13 protein-coding genes are annotated in these 14,183 nt (G+C 63.8%); 2 read left to right on the top strand and 11 right to left on the bottom strand.

Going from position 1 to position 14,183, the window contains the following annotated elements; genetic code table 11:
* Positions 1-10: 10 nt before the first annotated feature.
* The 6 genes from SKZ59_RS23690 to SKZ59_RS23665 form a co-directional block, all read right to left on the bottom strand.
* Complete coding sequence (locus SKZ59_RS23690; protein ID WP_319993122.1) at positions 11-2,383, bottom strand: ATP-binding protein; 2,373 nt, start codon at positions 2,381-2,383, stop codon at positions 11-13.
* Complete coding sequence (locus SKZ59_RS23685; RefSeq protein WP_099403428.1) at positions 2,380-3,048, bottom strand: response regulator transcription factor; 669 nt, start codon at positions 3,046-3,048, stop codon at positions 2,380-2,382. Before SKZ59_RS23685 ends, SKZ59_RS23690 begins: the two co-directional genes overlap by 4 nt.
* Positions 3,049-3,242: 194 nt before the next feature.
* A complete protein-coding gene (locus SKZ59_RS23680) occupies positions 3,243-4,544 on the bottom strand; it encodes an EAL domain-containing protein (protein WP_319993121.1) in 1,302 nt (433 codons plus the stop codon).
* A 76-nt stretch (positions 4,545-4,620) separates the two neighbouring features.
* The gene (locus SKZ59_RS23675) at positions 4,621-4,947 is read right to left on the bottom strand and encodes a hypothetical protein (protein ID WP_319993120.1); all 327 of its coding nucleotides are present in this window, start codon (positions 4,945-4,947) and stop codon (positions 4,621-4,623) included.
* A gap of 153 nt (positions 4,948-5,100) precedes the next feature.
* Positions 5,101-6,249 carry a YbfB/YjiJ family MFS transporter gene (locus tag SKZ59_RS23670; RefSeq protein ID WP_319993119.1) on the bottom strand — a complete coding sequence of 383 codons (1,149 nt, stop codon included), beginning with the start codon at positions 6,247-6,249 and terminating at the stop codon, positions 5,101-5,103.
* Complete coding sequence (locus SKZ59_RS23665; RefSeq protein WP_319993118.1) at positions 6,246-7,118, bottom strand: LysR substrate-binding domain-containing protein; 873 nt, start codon at positions 7,116-7,118, stop codon at positions 6,246-6,248. Before SKZ59_RS23665 ends, SKZ59_RS23670 begins: the two co-directional genes overlap by 4 nt.
* A gap of 87 nt (positions 7,119-7,205) precedes the next feature.
* On the opposite strand from SKZ59_RS23665, the gene SKZ59_RS23660 reads away from it, so the two are divergent.
* Complete coding sequence (locus tag SKZ59_RS23660; RefSeq protein ID WP_319993117.1) at positions 7,206-8,267, top strand: nitronate monooxygenase; 1,062 nt, start codon at positions 7,206-7,208, stop codon at positions 8,265-8,267.
* Between the two features lie 148 nt (positions 8,268-8,415).
* Here the strand turns inward: SKZ59_RS23660 and SKZ59_RS23655 are convergent, their stop codons facing one another.
* The 4 genes from SKZ59_RS23655 to SKZ59_RS23640 form a co-directional block, all read right to left on the bottom strand.
* Positions 8,416-8,856, bottom strand: a complete 441-nt coding sequence (locus SKZ59_RS23655) for a PDGLE domain-containing protein (RefSeq protein WP_225241018.1) — start codon at positions 8,854-8,856, stop codon at positions 8,416-8,418.
* A 109-nt stretch (positions 8,857-8,965) separates the two neighbouring features.
* A complete protein-coding gene (locus SKZ59_RS23650; protein ID WP_319993116.1) occupies positions 8,966-9,415 on the bottom strand; it encodes a VOC family protein in 450 nt (149 codons plus the stop codon).
* 52 nt (positions 9,416-9,467) lie between these two features.
* Complete coding sequence (locus tag SKZ59_RS23645; RefSeq protein ID WP_319993115.1) at positions 9,468-10,262, bottom strand: TOTE conflict system archaeo-eukaryotic primase domain-containing protein; 795 nt, start codon at positions 10,260-10,262, stop codon at positions 9,468-9,470.
* 61 nt (positions 10,263-10,323) lie between these two features.
* A complete protein-coding gene (locus SKZ59_RS23640; protein ID WP_413774591.1) occupies positions 10,324-11,865 on the bottom strand; it encodes an MFS transporter in 1,542 nt (513 codons plus the stop codon).
* 118 nt (positions 11,866-11,983) lie between these two features.
* Here SKZ59_RS23640 and SKZ59_RS23635 point away from each other — a divergent pair, with 118 nt between their 5' ends.
* Positions 11,984-12,889 (top strand): LysR substrate-binding domain-containing protein, encoded by a 906-nt coding sequence (locus SKZ59_RS23635; RefSeq protein WP_319993114.1) that lies wholly within the window; start codon positions 11,984-11,986, stop codon positions 12,887-12,889.
* A 63-nt stretch (positions 12,890-12,952) separates the two neighbouring features.
* Here SKZ59_RS23635 and SKZ59_RS23630 read toward each other — a convergent pair whose 3' ends face one another.
* Positions 12,953-14,077, bottom strand: coding sequence for a fimbrial protein (locus SKZ59_RS23630; RefSeq protein WP_319993113.1), 1,125 nt, complete (start codon positions 14,075-14,077; stop codon positions 12,953-12,955).
* Positions 14,078-14,183: the final 106 nt, after the last annotated feature.

Genomic DNA, 14,183 nt, shown 5'->3' with positions numbered 1-14,183 from the left:
TCAATTGAAATCAATGCTGACCGCGGCTACGCCAAGCTGCCACCAGTTCCCGCAGGAGCTGGCCGCAGCGCGCATCGGTCAGCGCTTCCGCACCGCGCAACAGGCTCTCGAGCTGCCCTGCCGGCTGCGCCATCTCCGTCCATTGCATGGCCAGGGCGGCGCCATGCAGGCGATGCGCGGCACGCACCGCACCATCCCGTTCGTGCATGGCCATGGCCTGCAGCAATTCGCCCATATCGTTGGCGAACGCCGCGCGCACTTGCGGCATATCGAATACGGCCAGGGTTTCCATCGGCGGCGCATGCAGTACCAAGGTCGCGTCGCACCACAGTTCGACGATATCCTGCAGTTTCGCCAACCGGATCGGCTTGCTCAATATGCCATCCATGCCGGCTTCAAAGCAGCGTTCCGCATGATCCTCGCCCGTCGAGGCGGAAATCGCGATGACCGGACAGCGCGCCTGTTCCAGGTCCGCTTCGCGCCTGCGCCATTCGACCGTCAGGCTGTAGCCGTCGATGTCGGGCAAGTCGCAATCCATCAGTACCAGGTCATATTCGCGCAGGCCGAAACAGGCCAGGGCCCTGGCGCCATTCTCGGCAATGTCGGCATCGCAGCCCAGGCTGGCGAGCTGGGCCCGCAACACGGCCTGGTTGGCCGGCACATCCTCGATGACCAGGATGGACAGGCGCTGCGCGGCCGCGCCCCCCACCGGAGCGGGCCGGGCAACGACCACGTCGGCCGCAGCAGCGGAGCCGGGCGCCAGGTCTGCAGGCAAGGAAATCAGCATGCGCGTGCCCCTGCCCATCTCGCTGTCGATGGTGATCGTGCCCTGCATCAATGTCACCAATTCACGGCAAATGACGAGGCCCAGCCCGGTGCCGCCCGAACGTTTGTAGGTGCCCTCCACCTGCACATACGGGCGAAACAGGATCGCTTGCATGGCGGCGGCTATGCCGATGCCCGTATCGGCAACGGCAATTTCCAGCCGCGCCTGGCCATGCCCATCGTCCAGCATGGCAATCTGTATCTCGACGCCGCCGCTTGCCGTAAATTTGATGGCGTTCGAGACCAGGTTGTGCAGCACCTGCAGCAGCCTGGCCTCGTCCAGCATCAGCAGCGGTACCGCCGCGTGCACCGGCACATCGAGCGTAATGCCCTTCTCCCGCGCCCGCAGTTGCTGCAGGGCCGCCACGTCGTTGGCCAGGGCCGCGACATCGACGGCATCAAGGCTGAGCGTCAGTTGCCCCGCCTCCAGCCTGGAGACATCGAGCACGTCGTCGAGCAAACGCAGCAGGATATTTCCGCCGTTGCTGGCCAGGTCGACAAAGTGACGCTGCTCCGCATTCATGGGCGTGGAGCGCAGCAATTCCACGGCGGCCAGCACGGCATTCATGGGCGAGCGGATTTCATGGCTCATCACGGCCAGGAACATGGCCGCCCGGCGCTCGTTGCGCAAGGCGCGCCGGTGCGCACCGTAGGCCTGGTACGCCAGGCCCGCCAGGATCAGCAGCAAGGCCACAGCCAGGCCCACATGTTCGCCAAAGTGATCCGCCGAGAACAGCATGCCCGAGTGATCATCGCCCGGCGCTCCCAGCCAATCCTGGCGTACCAGCCGGATCTGGGCCGGGGTCATCGCGGCCAGCGACTTGTTCACGATCGATACCAGCAAGGGATCGCTATCGCGCAGCGCCATGCGCACATCGGACGTCATCGCCACGGGCAATTCCGAAAAATAAAGCTTTGCGCCTTCATCGCGCATTAAATTTGGCAATAGCTGCGCCTTGCTGCCGATGGCGACGTCGGCGCCGCCCTGTGACAGCAGCGCCAGCGCCTGGCGCATGGTGGGACTGACAACGATGCGCATGCCGTCGTGGCGTTCACGCAGGAAGGGACCGAACAGGCCAGCTTCCGCGGCCGGCAGCGCCACGGTCTTGCCATCGAATGCGATGCCATCGGCACCAGGTTCACCCTGTTCACGCGTGGCGGCAATAGCCGTGGTCGACAGGTAGGGCAAGCTGTAACTGATGCCGGGCACCTGCTCCGGCGTGCCGATGCTGCGCACCGCGGGCAGGCAATCGACCCTGCCTTCACGCAGCGCAGCCAGGCCGTTGTCGGTGTCGGCCAAGGTCACGATGTCAAAGTCCAGGCCGCTATGCCGTTGAATGACTTTGATGTAATCGGCGGCGATGCCAACCCCGGTCGCGCCGCGCTGGACGATTTCAAACGGTGGCCGGTTTTGCAGCAGGCCCAGCTTCAACACGGGATGCGCGCGCACCCAGGCTTGCTCCGCGGCGTTGAGCGCGTGCGCCCTTTCCTCTCCCTGCGCCGCCATGCAGCAGACGGCCAGCAGGAAAGCGGCGATGCCGGCGCGCCAGCGCCTCATGCTTCGCCTATGGTATGCCTGATCTTGAATAGTTCATTATTCGATGTGACGCCGAGCTTGCGGAAGGCGGTGGTCTTTTGCGAGCTGATGGTCTTGATGCTGCGTTTGAATTTTTCGGCGATTTCCGTCACGGTCATCCCCGCCAGATAACAGCGGATCACCTCGCGCTCGCGCGCCGACAGCGCCGCCCCCAGCAGCAGCGCATCCGCGCCGTCCTCACCCTCTCGCGCATCAAAGGTGGTGCTCGCTTCGGCCACCCGATAGGACATCTCGGCGCTCAGGTACACGGCGCCCGACACCACCTTGCGCAGCGCCTTGACCAGCTCCGCCATTTCCTCGCCCTTGCCGGCAAAACCACGGGCGCCGACGCGCAAGGCCAGCGCCACCGTGGCCGGCTCATGATGCGTGGACAACACCAGGATGGGACAATCGGGGAATTTGGCCCGCAATGCGCGGATCAGCGACACGCCATCGAGTTCGTCCGGACCCAGCGCATAGTCGAGCAAAATGACGTCGGCCGGGGCCGCGAGCAAGCCCGCGATCAGCTCCCGGCTGGTACTGTAGGCGCCCACCACGTCGATATCCGGTTCCGCGCCGAGGCGGGCCACAAGGCCATGCCGCACCACGGCGTGATCATCGAGCAAGGCAATACGTAAGCGTTTCATAGGCATGGGCAAGAACCGGACGCTGTATGAAAAAAGTTTCTTTTGATGAGATTACTCCTATTTGTGCCACGACCGCCATACGAGATGCAGTTTATTAACATAGGTGCTCCTGTGCAACAAAAATGCTTCGATTTACCCGCCTTCAGACTCACATCACAATAAAGTTACTTTTATTGCATTAGCGAAGGCACGCATTATTTATTGCTGACGCTGGCGAAAAAGTCGCGCAACTCCAGGGGGCGCGCCAATGCATAGCCTTGCCCCGTGGGGCAGCCAAGCTGGCACAGCGCCTCGATGCACGATGCGTCTTCGATACCTTCCGCCACCACTTTCAGATTCATCAGCCGTGCCAGATTGACCGTCGCGGTAATGACGGCCTGCGCGGAAGCACTGGTTTTCATGTCGCGCACAAACGCGCCATCGATCTTGACCTCGTCAAAGGTCATCCTGGCCAGCAGATTCAGGGTCGATGAACCCTGCCCAAAATCATCAAGCGAAACGGGAAACCCTTTCGCCCGCAGCGTATTGAGCGAGGCGGACAGCAGCAGTTCATCGTCGACCGGCAGATCGCCAGTCAATTCAATTTTCAGCAATTGCGGCGGCACGCCTGCCCGCTGCATCTTTTCAGCCAGCCGCTGCGCGAGACCTGGCGTACACACGGTTTCGGCAGAAGCATTCAGGGCGATGGGCAAGGTCACCTGGCGGCTCTTGAGCACCAGCAGGACGTCGATCACGCGCGTCTCGATAAAGCTGAACAACAGCAAGTGCAGGCCCAGGCGGTTGACCATGGGGATCAGCACCGATGGCGGCACTTCGCCAACGCCGGGATGGTTCCAGCGCAGCAGCGCCTCGGCGCCGATGATGCGCCTGGTACGCAAATCGTACTGCGGCTGCAGCATCACGCGCAGATTCTTGCCTGTCGTCAACGCTTCGATCACATCGGCTTCCGTCGGACCGTCGGGCGGCGCAAAACAGCCTGCCTGCCGCTTGATCGACGGGACCAGCAGCAAGGCGCGCAAGGCCTCGGCAAACGCGGCGTTGCCGCCGCCGTAGACCATGCCTACATTGATGCCGGCGCGATGCGCCAGCCGGGCATGCGCCAATAATGCCGTCACGGACAAGCCGCCGATGCGGGCAACCGCCGGTTTTTCGAGCATCGCCGCGGCCTGCCCATGCAGCAAATTGAGCAGCGTCGGCTGGCCCACCCACAGCACATGCGGAAAACGCGCCAGCGGATTGGCCGCATCGAGCGTCTTGAGCAAAGTCGGCACCATCAAGCCACCATGTTCGACATCCGCGACGATCACGTCAACCTTCCCTTCGCGCAAGAGCGAAGGAATCAAGCTCAAGGAATTGATGCTTTTTACGTCTGCAACATTGATGGCACTCAGCATCGTGCCCAGCCATCGGGCACCACTCTTGTCCGTATCAGGCGTCAAGGTCAGCACGCGCAGGCAATGAAATTCGCTACGCACAGGGGAGCTGATGGTTTTCACGGAAGTTTTCCTTGGGTTAAGACGCATGGGTGAACAAAGAGTGGAAGACGCCAGAAAATGACGGGCGGCAAACCTCTTAATTGCTGTCCTCGTCATCGGGCATGCCGAAACGCGTGCGATGATCGCCCATGCATGCCCGCAGCTCATGAATACTCAGCCGGCTTACCTCGTGCATGCGTATGAGGATGGCGGCGCTGACCGGCAGCGAGCCATGTCTGATTTTGGAAAGGATGGGAGCCGATACCTGCAATTCGCGCCCCAGGGCCGCATCGTTCTTCAAGCCCAGAAAATCGATGAGCACATCGAGCAGATCGGCGTTGCGAAAACCGCTTGCAGCATTCTGTGGAAGCCGGTTGCGTAATCCCGTCACGCGTGGGGAATGCTGCTGTATTTGCTTTGTCATAGCCGCTACTTTCAATAAGGAAGATCAGGAACCGGCCACGACATGCGCATGGCAGCTGGCGCGAACCGGTGATGACTTGAAGTGTAGCGACAGACTTTCTTGACCGAAATCAGAACAGTCCTAAAATTCCCAATGAGAATTTAAAACGACGTCCTACAGCCGCAGGCTGACGAAAATCGCCAGCAGCAGCGCGCTAGCCGCCGCCAATAGTGCGCTGTTGAAACTGTGCGACTGTGCATACAGGCTGCCGGCCAGCACGGGGCCGATGATCTGTCCGATACCGTACACCACCGTCATGATGGCCATCATGTTGGCGCCAGACTTGCCCGCCTTGCCGGCGGCCCGCTGCGCGGCCGGCATGGCGATGGTCACCGTGCCGACAAACGTGCCGCCGACGAGGATGGCGCTGAGCAGGTAAGCGGCGGCCGATGGCGCCAGCACGGGCAGCGCCACGCCCAGCGCCTGCAGCAGCAAATTGAGCCTGAGCGTCTGGCGCGTGCCAAATCTCACATGCAGACGGTGCCACATGAAACACGAGGGCGCCGCACCGAGGCCGAACACGGCCCACACGTGGGCGGAGTTCAGTCCGGGCAAGGCCGCGCCGACCAGCACGGGCAAATACGTGGCCGTGACGATGTAGCCGAGTCCCGCCAGTCCGTAGATCAGCACCAGCGGCCACGGCGCCACGGGCGCCAGCGCGGTTGCGCCAACTTGCGCCGGCGCATCCGGCGCATCCGGCGCCGGCTGGCCGCTGGCGGCAATGGCGGGCGCGGCCGCCAGCCCCGTCAGCACGGTGACGCCGGCCAGCAGCAACCACATGCCGGCGCTGTGCCAGCCCAGGTGCGACGCCAGCACCAGCAATTCGGCCGACACGGCGATGCCGGCGCCCACCCCCGCGTACAGCAGCGGCGCGCCGCGCGCCTGCCGGCGCTGCACCAGCAACCATAATGAGGCGGCCACCATGGCCAGGGCGCTGAACACGCCCGCCACGCCGCGCACCGTCACGATGAGCCAGACGGGCATAGTCAAGGCCAGCACGCCCAGGCACAGCGCCGTGCCGGCCACCGACCACAGGCTCAGCCGGTGCGCGTTGTGCGCCCGCGCGCGCATGGCCAGGATGGCGCCCAGCAAGTAACCGGCATAGTTGGCCGAGGCGGCCAGGCTGCCGTCGCGCAAGCTCAACACGCCTTCCCCCACCATGTGCGGGTAGATGGCCGTGAAGGCGAAGCGGCCGAAACCCATGCCGATGGCGAGGACGACCGCCGCGGCGATGGCCGCGCGCAGCCTGGCAGGCGCGTTCACGGCGCCTCGCCGAGCTGCACCAGCAAATGCTGAAAGGCGGGCACGTCGAATCCGGCGCGCCACACCAGCACGGTGTCAATCTGCCCTGCGGGCAAGGTTGTCAAGGTGGCAGGCGCGTCCGACAGCGCCAGCACGCTGGCCGGCAGCAGGGTCACGCAGGCGCCGGCCGCCACGCAGGCGATCATGGTGTGATACGAACTCAGCTCCTGCACCTGCCATTGCGTGCTGCCGGCCACGCCCAGCAGCTCTTCGGCGATGCCGCGGTAGGTGCAGCCCTGCGGGAACGCCGCCAACGAGCGCGTACGCACGTCCGCAGCGCGGCGCGCCTGCCCTTCGCTGGCCGGCAGCAGCAAACACAGTTCCTCGCGCCACACGGGCATCGATGCCAGGCCCAGCTCTTCCAATGCGGCGGCGCCTCCGAACGCGGGCGGCAAGGCGACGAAAGCGCAGTCGAGCAAGCCCGTGCGCACCTGCTCGATCAGGGGGCGCGACGGCCCCGTGCTCAGCGCCAGGCGCGTGGCCGGATGGCGGGCGTGATATGCGGCCAGCAGGGCCGGCAAGCGGCTGGCCGCCGTGCTTTCCATGCTGCCGACGCGCAAGGTGCCGCCCTCGCGCCCGCCCGTGACGACGTGCCGCGCTTCTTCCGCCAGCGCCAGCAAACGCTGCGCATACTCGAGAAAGCGCTCGCCGGCCGCCGTCAGGGCCATGCGTTTATTGGTGCGCACGAACAATTCGGCGCCGATATCGGCTTCCAGCTGCTGGAGGCGCGTGGTGACGCTGGATGGCGCACGGCCCAACCTGGCTGCGGCCTGGGTGACGCTCAGCTCACTGGCGACAGAGCAAAAAATCCGCAATGATTCCAACTCCATCGTATTCTCCATTTGAAAATGATTATGCTATTATATTCTCAAAATACGAATTGAACGCAGCATCCTCAACTTCATGAAGGAAACATCATGACTTCAATCCAGCCCTTCCTCGACCGTCTCGGCTTGCAACTGCCCATCATCCAGGCGCCGATGGCCGGCGTCTCCACGCCGCGCATGGCCGCCGCCGTCTCGAACGCGGGCGGCCTCGGTTCGCTGGCCATCGGCGCGGGCACGGTGGCGCAGGCGCGTCAGGTGATCATGGACACCCGTGCGCTGACGGATGGGCCCTTCAATATCAATGTGTTTTGCCATGCGCCGGCCGTGCGGGATGCGCGGCGCGAAGCGGCCTGGCTGGCCCATCTGGCGCCCCTGTTTGCGGAGCTGGGGGCAAGCGTGCCCGTGGAACTGGACGAAATCTACGCAACGTTCATCGGCAATGACGCGACATTCGATCTGTTGCTGGAACAGCGGCCCGCCGTCGTCAGCTTCCATTTCGGCTTGCCGACACCGCAGCAAGTCCAGGCCCTGCGTCAGGCCGGCATCTACACCATGGCCACGGCCACCAATCTGCGCGAGGCGGCCCTGATCGAACAGGCCGGCGTCGACGCCATCGTGGCGCAAGGCGTGGAAGCGGGCGGCCATCGCGGCGTCTTCGACCCGCAAGCGCCGGACGAGCGCCACAGCACCAGCGTGCTGCTGCGCCTGCTGGCGGGCCGCACCGCCCTGCCCCTCATCGCCGCCGGCGGCATCATGGATGGGCAAGGCATCCACGCCGCGCTGGACCTGGGCGCGGCGGCCGCCCAGCTGGGCACGGCCTTCGTGCTATGCCCGGAATCGTCGGCCAATGCAGGCTACCGCGCCAACCTGAAAAGCGAGCGGGCATCGGCCACGCGCCTGACCTGCGTGCTCTCGGGCCGCCTGGCGCGCGGCATGGTGAACCGCTTGATCGACTACGGCGAAGCGCCAGGCAGCCCGCCACCGGCCGATTATCCCGTCGCCTACGATGCCGCCAAACAATTGAACGCGCTGGCCAGCCAGCACGGCAACAGCGAGTTCGCCGCGCAATGGGCTGGCCAGGGCGCGCCGCTGGCGCGGGAAATGGGGGCGGAGGAATTGATGTTGACTTTGGCCAGGGAAATGGCGCGCTGATTTCAGCACGCCGCTGACATGCGGGCGGCCAGGACAAGGAAGCCCTTGGTCGCATGCCGTCTTGGCTAGACGCTGCGACGGCATTGCAGTATCCGCTTCAGCCGCGAAGCGGACCTTTCAGCGATGATACGCTTGCCACGAAGTAGCCTTAGAGACAGCCCCAAAGATAAATGGACTGTCCCGTGGTGGCGGCTTGACGTGCGAGCGATTGCAAATCCTTTAATAGCGGCCGCAAATCTGCTGCATCGCACTCCATCTCTTCAGTTTTTGCCCATTGCTCCGATGCGCTCTCCAACCCGTCCGCATTTGAATTTGCAAGAAGACTTGTCAGCTCGTCCGGAAATCGGTGCAGCCAGGACTCGCCGTCCTCCTCAACGTAAATGTCTTCAGGCATGTGTTTTTCTATATCCCACTCCCTGCTTTCCAAAATGGCCCAAAGAGTACCGATTTCCAGGTCTGTGATGCCATTGAATTGGACCGGATTCAACAAAAGCGCAATTTCCTCGCCTTCGTCAGGCTCTTCAATCCGATTTGCATATCGGATGGCCTCGGCTGGACCGGCGATAAAGAAGTCTGCAATTACTCCCAATGTAGTTCTCCCAGTTTTTTGCACAAGATTGATTGGATATTCAACGACTGCTGCTGGCCGGCTGCCGTCGTTTCACTAACGGGCTAGGCGCCGATCCGGTGGGATTCCCTCAGGACGTTTTCTGACCGAGCTGTTCGGCAAGCCCGATGAGGATTCCTTCCGGACCACGAATATAGCAGAGCCGGTACATGTTTTCGTACTGGACTACTTCGCCGACCAGCTTCGCGCCGCGTTTGACGAGCCGGACGAGCGTATCGTCGATATTCTCGACGGTAAACATGACGCGCAGGTAGCCGAGCGCGTTCACTGGGGCGTTGCGGTGATCGGCGACCACGGGCGGCGCGAGGAAACGGGATAATTCCAGACGGCTGTGACCGTCCGGCGTACGCATCATGGCAATCTCGACGCGCATGCCGTGCAGTCCGGTGACGCCATCTGCCCACTCTCCTTCAACCGGGGCGCGCCCTTCGAGAACGAGACCAAGTTCGGTGAAGAATGCAATGGCGGCATCGATGTCTTCTACCACGATGCCGACGTTGTCCATGCGCTTGACTGTCATGTTGCCTCCTGGGTGTTAACGTAGTCTGCGGTCAGGGAGAACGAGCGCCCCGCTACGGCAGCCTGTGCCGGAAAGTCGGCTCGATATTACGCGCATGCAGCCAGCGCACGATGTCTTCCAGGCTGGCGTCCTGCAGCAGCAAGCCCGGCGCAGCGGCGGATGTTGCCACTGGCAATGCGGCGATGGCGGGAGCGGGCACGGCGTCAAGCAACCCCGCATGTCCCTGCAACTTCGCCAGCGCCTGCGCGAATTGTCCCGGGTTGATGCTGCGCAAGCTTTCCAGGAAACCCAGCTGCGCGGCTGGGGGCGGCGGCATGTCCAGGCCCGGCTCGTCAACGAAGGCGGCGCCCATGCTGGGGTGGATGAAGGCGGCCCACTTGCCCGACGGCTGCAGGCACGGCGGCAGCGCCGCCTGTTCCACATAGTCTGGCGGCGCGATGGCGAGGATGTCGGTCGATGCTGGCAGGAAAGTCGAGCGCAGCAATTGGACGAATTGGCGCGCCTGCGCGACGGGCACGGGCGTGGCCAGCGACAGCCACAGCTGGAATGCACTGCCCGAGATGCTGACGGCGGGCGCCGGCAAGTCCAGCTCGTGCTGCACGGCATTGGCGATCGTGCACAACGCGCCCCAGTGCGCCTCGCCGCCACCCTTGCCGCCAAACTCCAGCACCAAGGCGCGCGTCAGGCCGCTCTCGGTCACGAGTTGCACGGCCACCGTCTGCTCGCCCGACAGATGGCGCGCCAGCACGGCCGGCGTCAGCGGCTGCGCGCCGCCCTCCGCATCGATGTGTTGCTGCTGTTCCTCGAACAGGTACAGGCGGGTGAGTTCGGAAATCAGTTTATGCATGGGCGGCCTCGTAATAACGTTGAGCAAGACTTGTCAACGTGCCCAGATTATAGCGTCCTGGCTATTCCCTCACTGGCAGCCCGGCTGCATGCCGCGTCCGTCCGGCGCCAAACACCAGCCAGCTGGCCACGGCGAACAGGCAGGCGGCCACGCCGCCATACAGCATCACGGCGCCAAATCCCTGCGCCAGCGCCAGCTTCGCCACGCCGGCCGGCAGTGCGCCGGCGCCCTTGCCTACCGACAAGCCTTCCGCCATGGCGCGCAAGGTGGCTGCGTCCAGTCCGCCGGGCAACTGCATCCGCAAGGCGGACTGGATGGCTGCGACGAGAATACAGCCCATCAGCGCGATATTCACCGACAGGCTGATCATGCGCGCGCTGATGTCGATGCTGGAAGCCATGCCGGCCCGTTCGCCCGGTACGGCGCCCGTCGTCGTATTGGTGACGGGCGTGTTAGTCAGGCCCAGGCCCGTGCCCGCCAGCAGGCAGCCGGGCAGGATCGTCAGCCAGCTGGCGGCATCCACACGGCTGCCCCACAGCATCAGCAAAAAACCCACGCCGATGACCAGCAAGCCGGCAGGAATGACGGCATCGGCCCGGTAGCGCAGCGCCAGGCGCTCGGCCAGCGGCGGCACGAGCAAGGTGGGCAAGGTGTAGGCCAGCAAGGTCAGGCCCGTGTCCAGGCTGCTGTAGCCGAGGCCATACTGCACGTACAGGGGCAGATAAATCATGAACGGCCAGAAACTGCAGTTCATGCCCGCCGAACCGAGCAGCGCTCCCGAGAAACGGCGGATGCGGAACACGGCAAAGTCGATCATCGGTTCGGCCTGGCGCCGTTCGATCATGACAAACAGCATCAGACTGATCAGCGCCACGGCCAGGCTGGCCACGCTGCGCGGATCACCGAACCCCAGCGCCGGCCCCTGCGTCAGGCACCAGGCCAGGCTGAACACGCCCAGCGACAGGGTGGCGATGCCGGCCACGTCCAGCTTGCGCCGCTGCGGGTCGCGCGATTCGCTCACGCCCAGCGTCACCAGCAGCAACGCCGCCAGCGCCAAAGGTCCGTGTACGAGAAATACCCACTGCCAGTTTGACAGCGCGACGATGGCCGCGCCGATGATGGGACCGAAGCCCAGGCCCAGGCCAAACACGATGCCCCAGGCGCCAAACGCCCGGCCCCGCGCGGCGCCGTCCGGAAACTGCTGCGACAGCACGGCCACCTGGCAAATCAGCATGGCGCCGCCAGCCATGCCCTGCAGCGCGCGCGCGGCGATCAGCACGCCCGTGCTGCCGGCCCAGCCGCATGCCAGCGAACTGAGGCCGAACAGGATCAGGCTGGCGAGCAGCAAGCGCTTGCGGCCATAGCGGTCGGCCAGGGTGCCGGTTGCCATCAGCACGGTGGTGCAAGCCAAGGTGTAGGCGTTCATGATCCATTGCAAGTCCTTGAAGTCGCCATGCAGCACGGTTTCCAGGGTGGGCAGGATCACGGGCACGCTGGAAATTTCCAGGCCAAACATGAGCGAGGCCAGGCAGACGGCGGCCAGGGTCAGTGCGTTTTGTTGCGAAGTAGTCAGGTGCATCGAAGCTTTGCTTTCGGTAGTCATGGAGGGATGCGTAGTGCCGGAGCACTGCAAGCGACCATTCTAGAAAACGTGGACTCATGAGGGAAATGATAAAATTTTGTACAATTCATTCATTTTCATCATGAATAACAGGAACCCCATGGACTTCGATACCGCCCTGCTGCGCGCCTTTGTGGCGGTGCAGGACACGGGTGGCTTTACGCGCGCCGCCGAACGGTTGCACCTGAGCCAGTCCGCCATCAGCCACCAGATCCGCCGCCTGGAAGAGCAAGCGGGCAGCGCGCTGCTGGTGCGCACGACACGCAGCCTGCGCCTGACGGAAGACGGCGAGGATTTTTTGCGCCACGCGCGGCAGATCCTGGCTGCCCAGGATGCGCTGGCGCGGCGCTTTCAGCGCTCCTCGATTGCCGGCGCCGTGCGCTTTGGCGTGCCGGAAAATTTCATGGGCGCGCGCCTGCCTGCCCTGCTGGCGCAGTTCGCGCACCTGTTTCCCGCCGTGCGCCTGGATGTCACGGTAGGCACCTATCTTGACTTGCAGAAACTGGTCGCTGCCGATGCGCTGGACCTGGCCGTCGTCATGGCCCTCGCGGACGGACAAGATGAGGCAGCCGTGCTGCGCCGCACGCGCTTCGTCTGGGCTGCGGCGCAGGATTTCCGGCACGACAGCGCGCTGCCGCTGCCGCTGGCGTTTTCGCCCGCACCCTGCCTGCACCGGCAAGTGGGCGTCGACGCCCTCGATGGCGCCGGAATGGACTGGCGCGTGGCGTTCACCTCGCCCAGCCAGCAGGGCTTGCGCGCCGCCGTGCTGGCGGGTCTGGCGATCACGGCCCTGCCGCAAGGCGACCTGGAAGCGGGCATGGTGGTCATCGATGGCCAGCATGGCTTGCCCGCCCTGCCCGCCGCCCAGTTCCAGCTGCTCTGGCGCGCCGCCAGCAGCACGGCGGCAGCCGAAGCGTTTGGACAATTGCTGCGCGAGTGGTCAGCCGTCGCCAGTGTACCTTTGCAGGCGACATTTTCAGGCCAAAGCACATCGCCAATGACGTAACAAGCCAGGTATTGCTGCTGATGGAGGCGGCAGTCCGATAAATCGTCGCCGGACGGCTACAAGTCAGTCATAACTCATCGTGAACGTCGCCGATGCGTTTGCCGGACCTGGCGTCACCTTGCTGCCCGTCTGCAGGTAGCGCGCGCGCAGCGCGATGACATAACTGCGTTCGGTGGAGCTCAGGGTCAGGCCGCTGCTCTGCAAGCTTGCCAGCGGCACCGTGTTACTGGCCTGGGTGGCTATCTGCAGGCCTATGCCGGTGGCGGCGGGAGGACGCCCGGCGGCACCGGAGTCGAGGCTCAGCACGCCGTTGCCTGCGTTGATGGCCATGCGAACGGGATCGATGCGATAGCGCAGGCTGTTCACTTCACGCGTTCCGGGTGTCCCCGTGCCGCCCGGAGAGCTGCCGCTTTGCGACTCCCAGCTTGCAGCGGTCTTGTTAACCGTTCCATGAAACGCCGGGCAATCATTCAAGCGTATGGAAAAATCCTTCCAGCCGGTGGCGCTGTTGATCCCGCTAAAATCTTTGGGTGCATACGTGCCCATGGGCACCGAGACATCCGGCGTGCTGCAGGTCCGCGAGACGATCTGGAGACTGCCGGTGATGCCTATCTGGAAGCCCAGCACTCTGGCATCGCCGAAATTGCCGTACAGGCTGACGGTCGGCAATGAGCTGTTTGTCAACACCCCGGGAGTCACGTCTCCCAGCTTGATCAATATCAATTCAAAATTGGACGGCCCCTCAAAAGGAATCAGGCAGCGATGGCCCGGCGTGCAGGTGCTCGGCTGCGTGGAGGTCCGTCTTGGCAGTACACCGCCCCGACTATTCATGACTACCCCCAACCCCGGAATACTGGTCTTGTAGACTTTATTGGCATACGTCCCGCTGGGCCAGGCGGCCAGGCCGAAGCTGGCGTCTACCGTCAGCTCGGTAAACATTTGAAACGGGGCATACAAGCAGTCCGGTGTCACTGCCTGGCCGGAGGCCATTTTGAATGTCTGGCGATACACCTCGGTGCCCACCGGCACGTCGCGCCCGACGGTGATCGCCGACACTTGCAAAGGCATGTAGCCTATTGCCGGCTGGATCCCATTCGAGTAAGTGCAGTTGACCGCGAAAGCCGAATCGGCTACCGCCCACAGTAGCGCGACGGCCAGACCCGATTTGAGCAAAGAGCCAATATTCATAACGCGACCTTTTATATGTTGATTGGTGCAACTTACTGATGATTCATGACGTAATCATGGCGCTGGCGAGGGCGCCCAGCGGCGCAGCAATTGCTCCGTGGCAGCC

This window comes from Janthinobacterium sp. GMG2 (genome assembly GCF_033949445.1).
Taxonomy (GTDB): Bacteria; Pseudomonadota; Gammaproteobacteria; order Burkholderiales; family Burkholderiaceae_D; genus Janthinobacterium; species Janthinobacterium aestuarii.
This window is presented reverse-complemented; position numbering and strand designations above follow the sequence as displayed.

What these genes read in the sequence shown, in the direction of transcription:
- SKZ59_RS23690 (WP_319993122.1), bottom strand. Translation starts at nt 2,383, where the DNA reads ATGAGGCGCTGGCGCGCCGGCATCGCCGCTTTCCTGCTGGCCGTCTGC.
- SKZ59_RS23685 (WP_099403428.1), bottom strand. Translation starts at nt 3,048, where the DNA reads ATGAAACGCTTACGTATTGCCTTGCTCGATGATCACGCCGTGGTGCGG.
- SKZ59_RS23675 (WP_319993120.1), bottom strand. Translation starts at nt 4,947, where the DNA reads ATGACAAAGCAAATACAGCAGCATTCCCCACGCGTGACGGGATTACGC.
- SKZ59_RS23665 (WP_319993118.1), bottom strand. Translation starts at nt 7,118, where the DNA reads ATGGAGTTGGAATCATTGCGGATTTTTTGCTCTGTCGCCAGTGAGCTG.
- SKZ59_RS23660 (WP_319993117.1), top strand. Translation starts at nt 7,206, where the DNA reads ATGACTTCAATCCAGCCCTTCCTCGACCGTCTCGGCTTGCAACTGCCC.
- SKZ59_RS23650 (WP_319993116.1), bottom strand. Translation starts at nt 9,415, where the DNA reads ATGACAGTCAAGCGCATGGACAACGTCGGCATCGTGGTAGAAGACATC.
- SKZ59_RS23645 (WP_319993115.1), bottom strand. Translation starts at nt 10,262, where the DNA reads ATGCATAAACTGATTTCCGAACTCACCCGCCTGTACCTGTTCGAGGAA.
- SKZ59_RS23640 (WP_413774591.1), bottom strand. Translation starts at nt 11,865, where the DNA reads ATGACTACCGAAAGCAAAGCTTCGATGCACCTGACTACTTCGCAACAA.
- SKZ59_RS23635 (WP_319993114.1), top strand. Translation starts at nt 11,984, where the DNA reads ATGGACTTCGATACCGCCCTGCTGCGCGCCTTTGTGGCGGTGCAGGAC.
- SKZ59_RS23630 (WP_319993113.1), bottom strand. Translation starts at nt 14,077, where the DNA reads ATGAATATTGGCTCTTTGCTCAAATCGGGTCTGGCCGTCGCGCTACTG.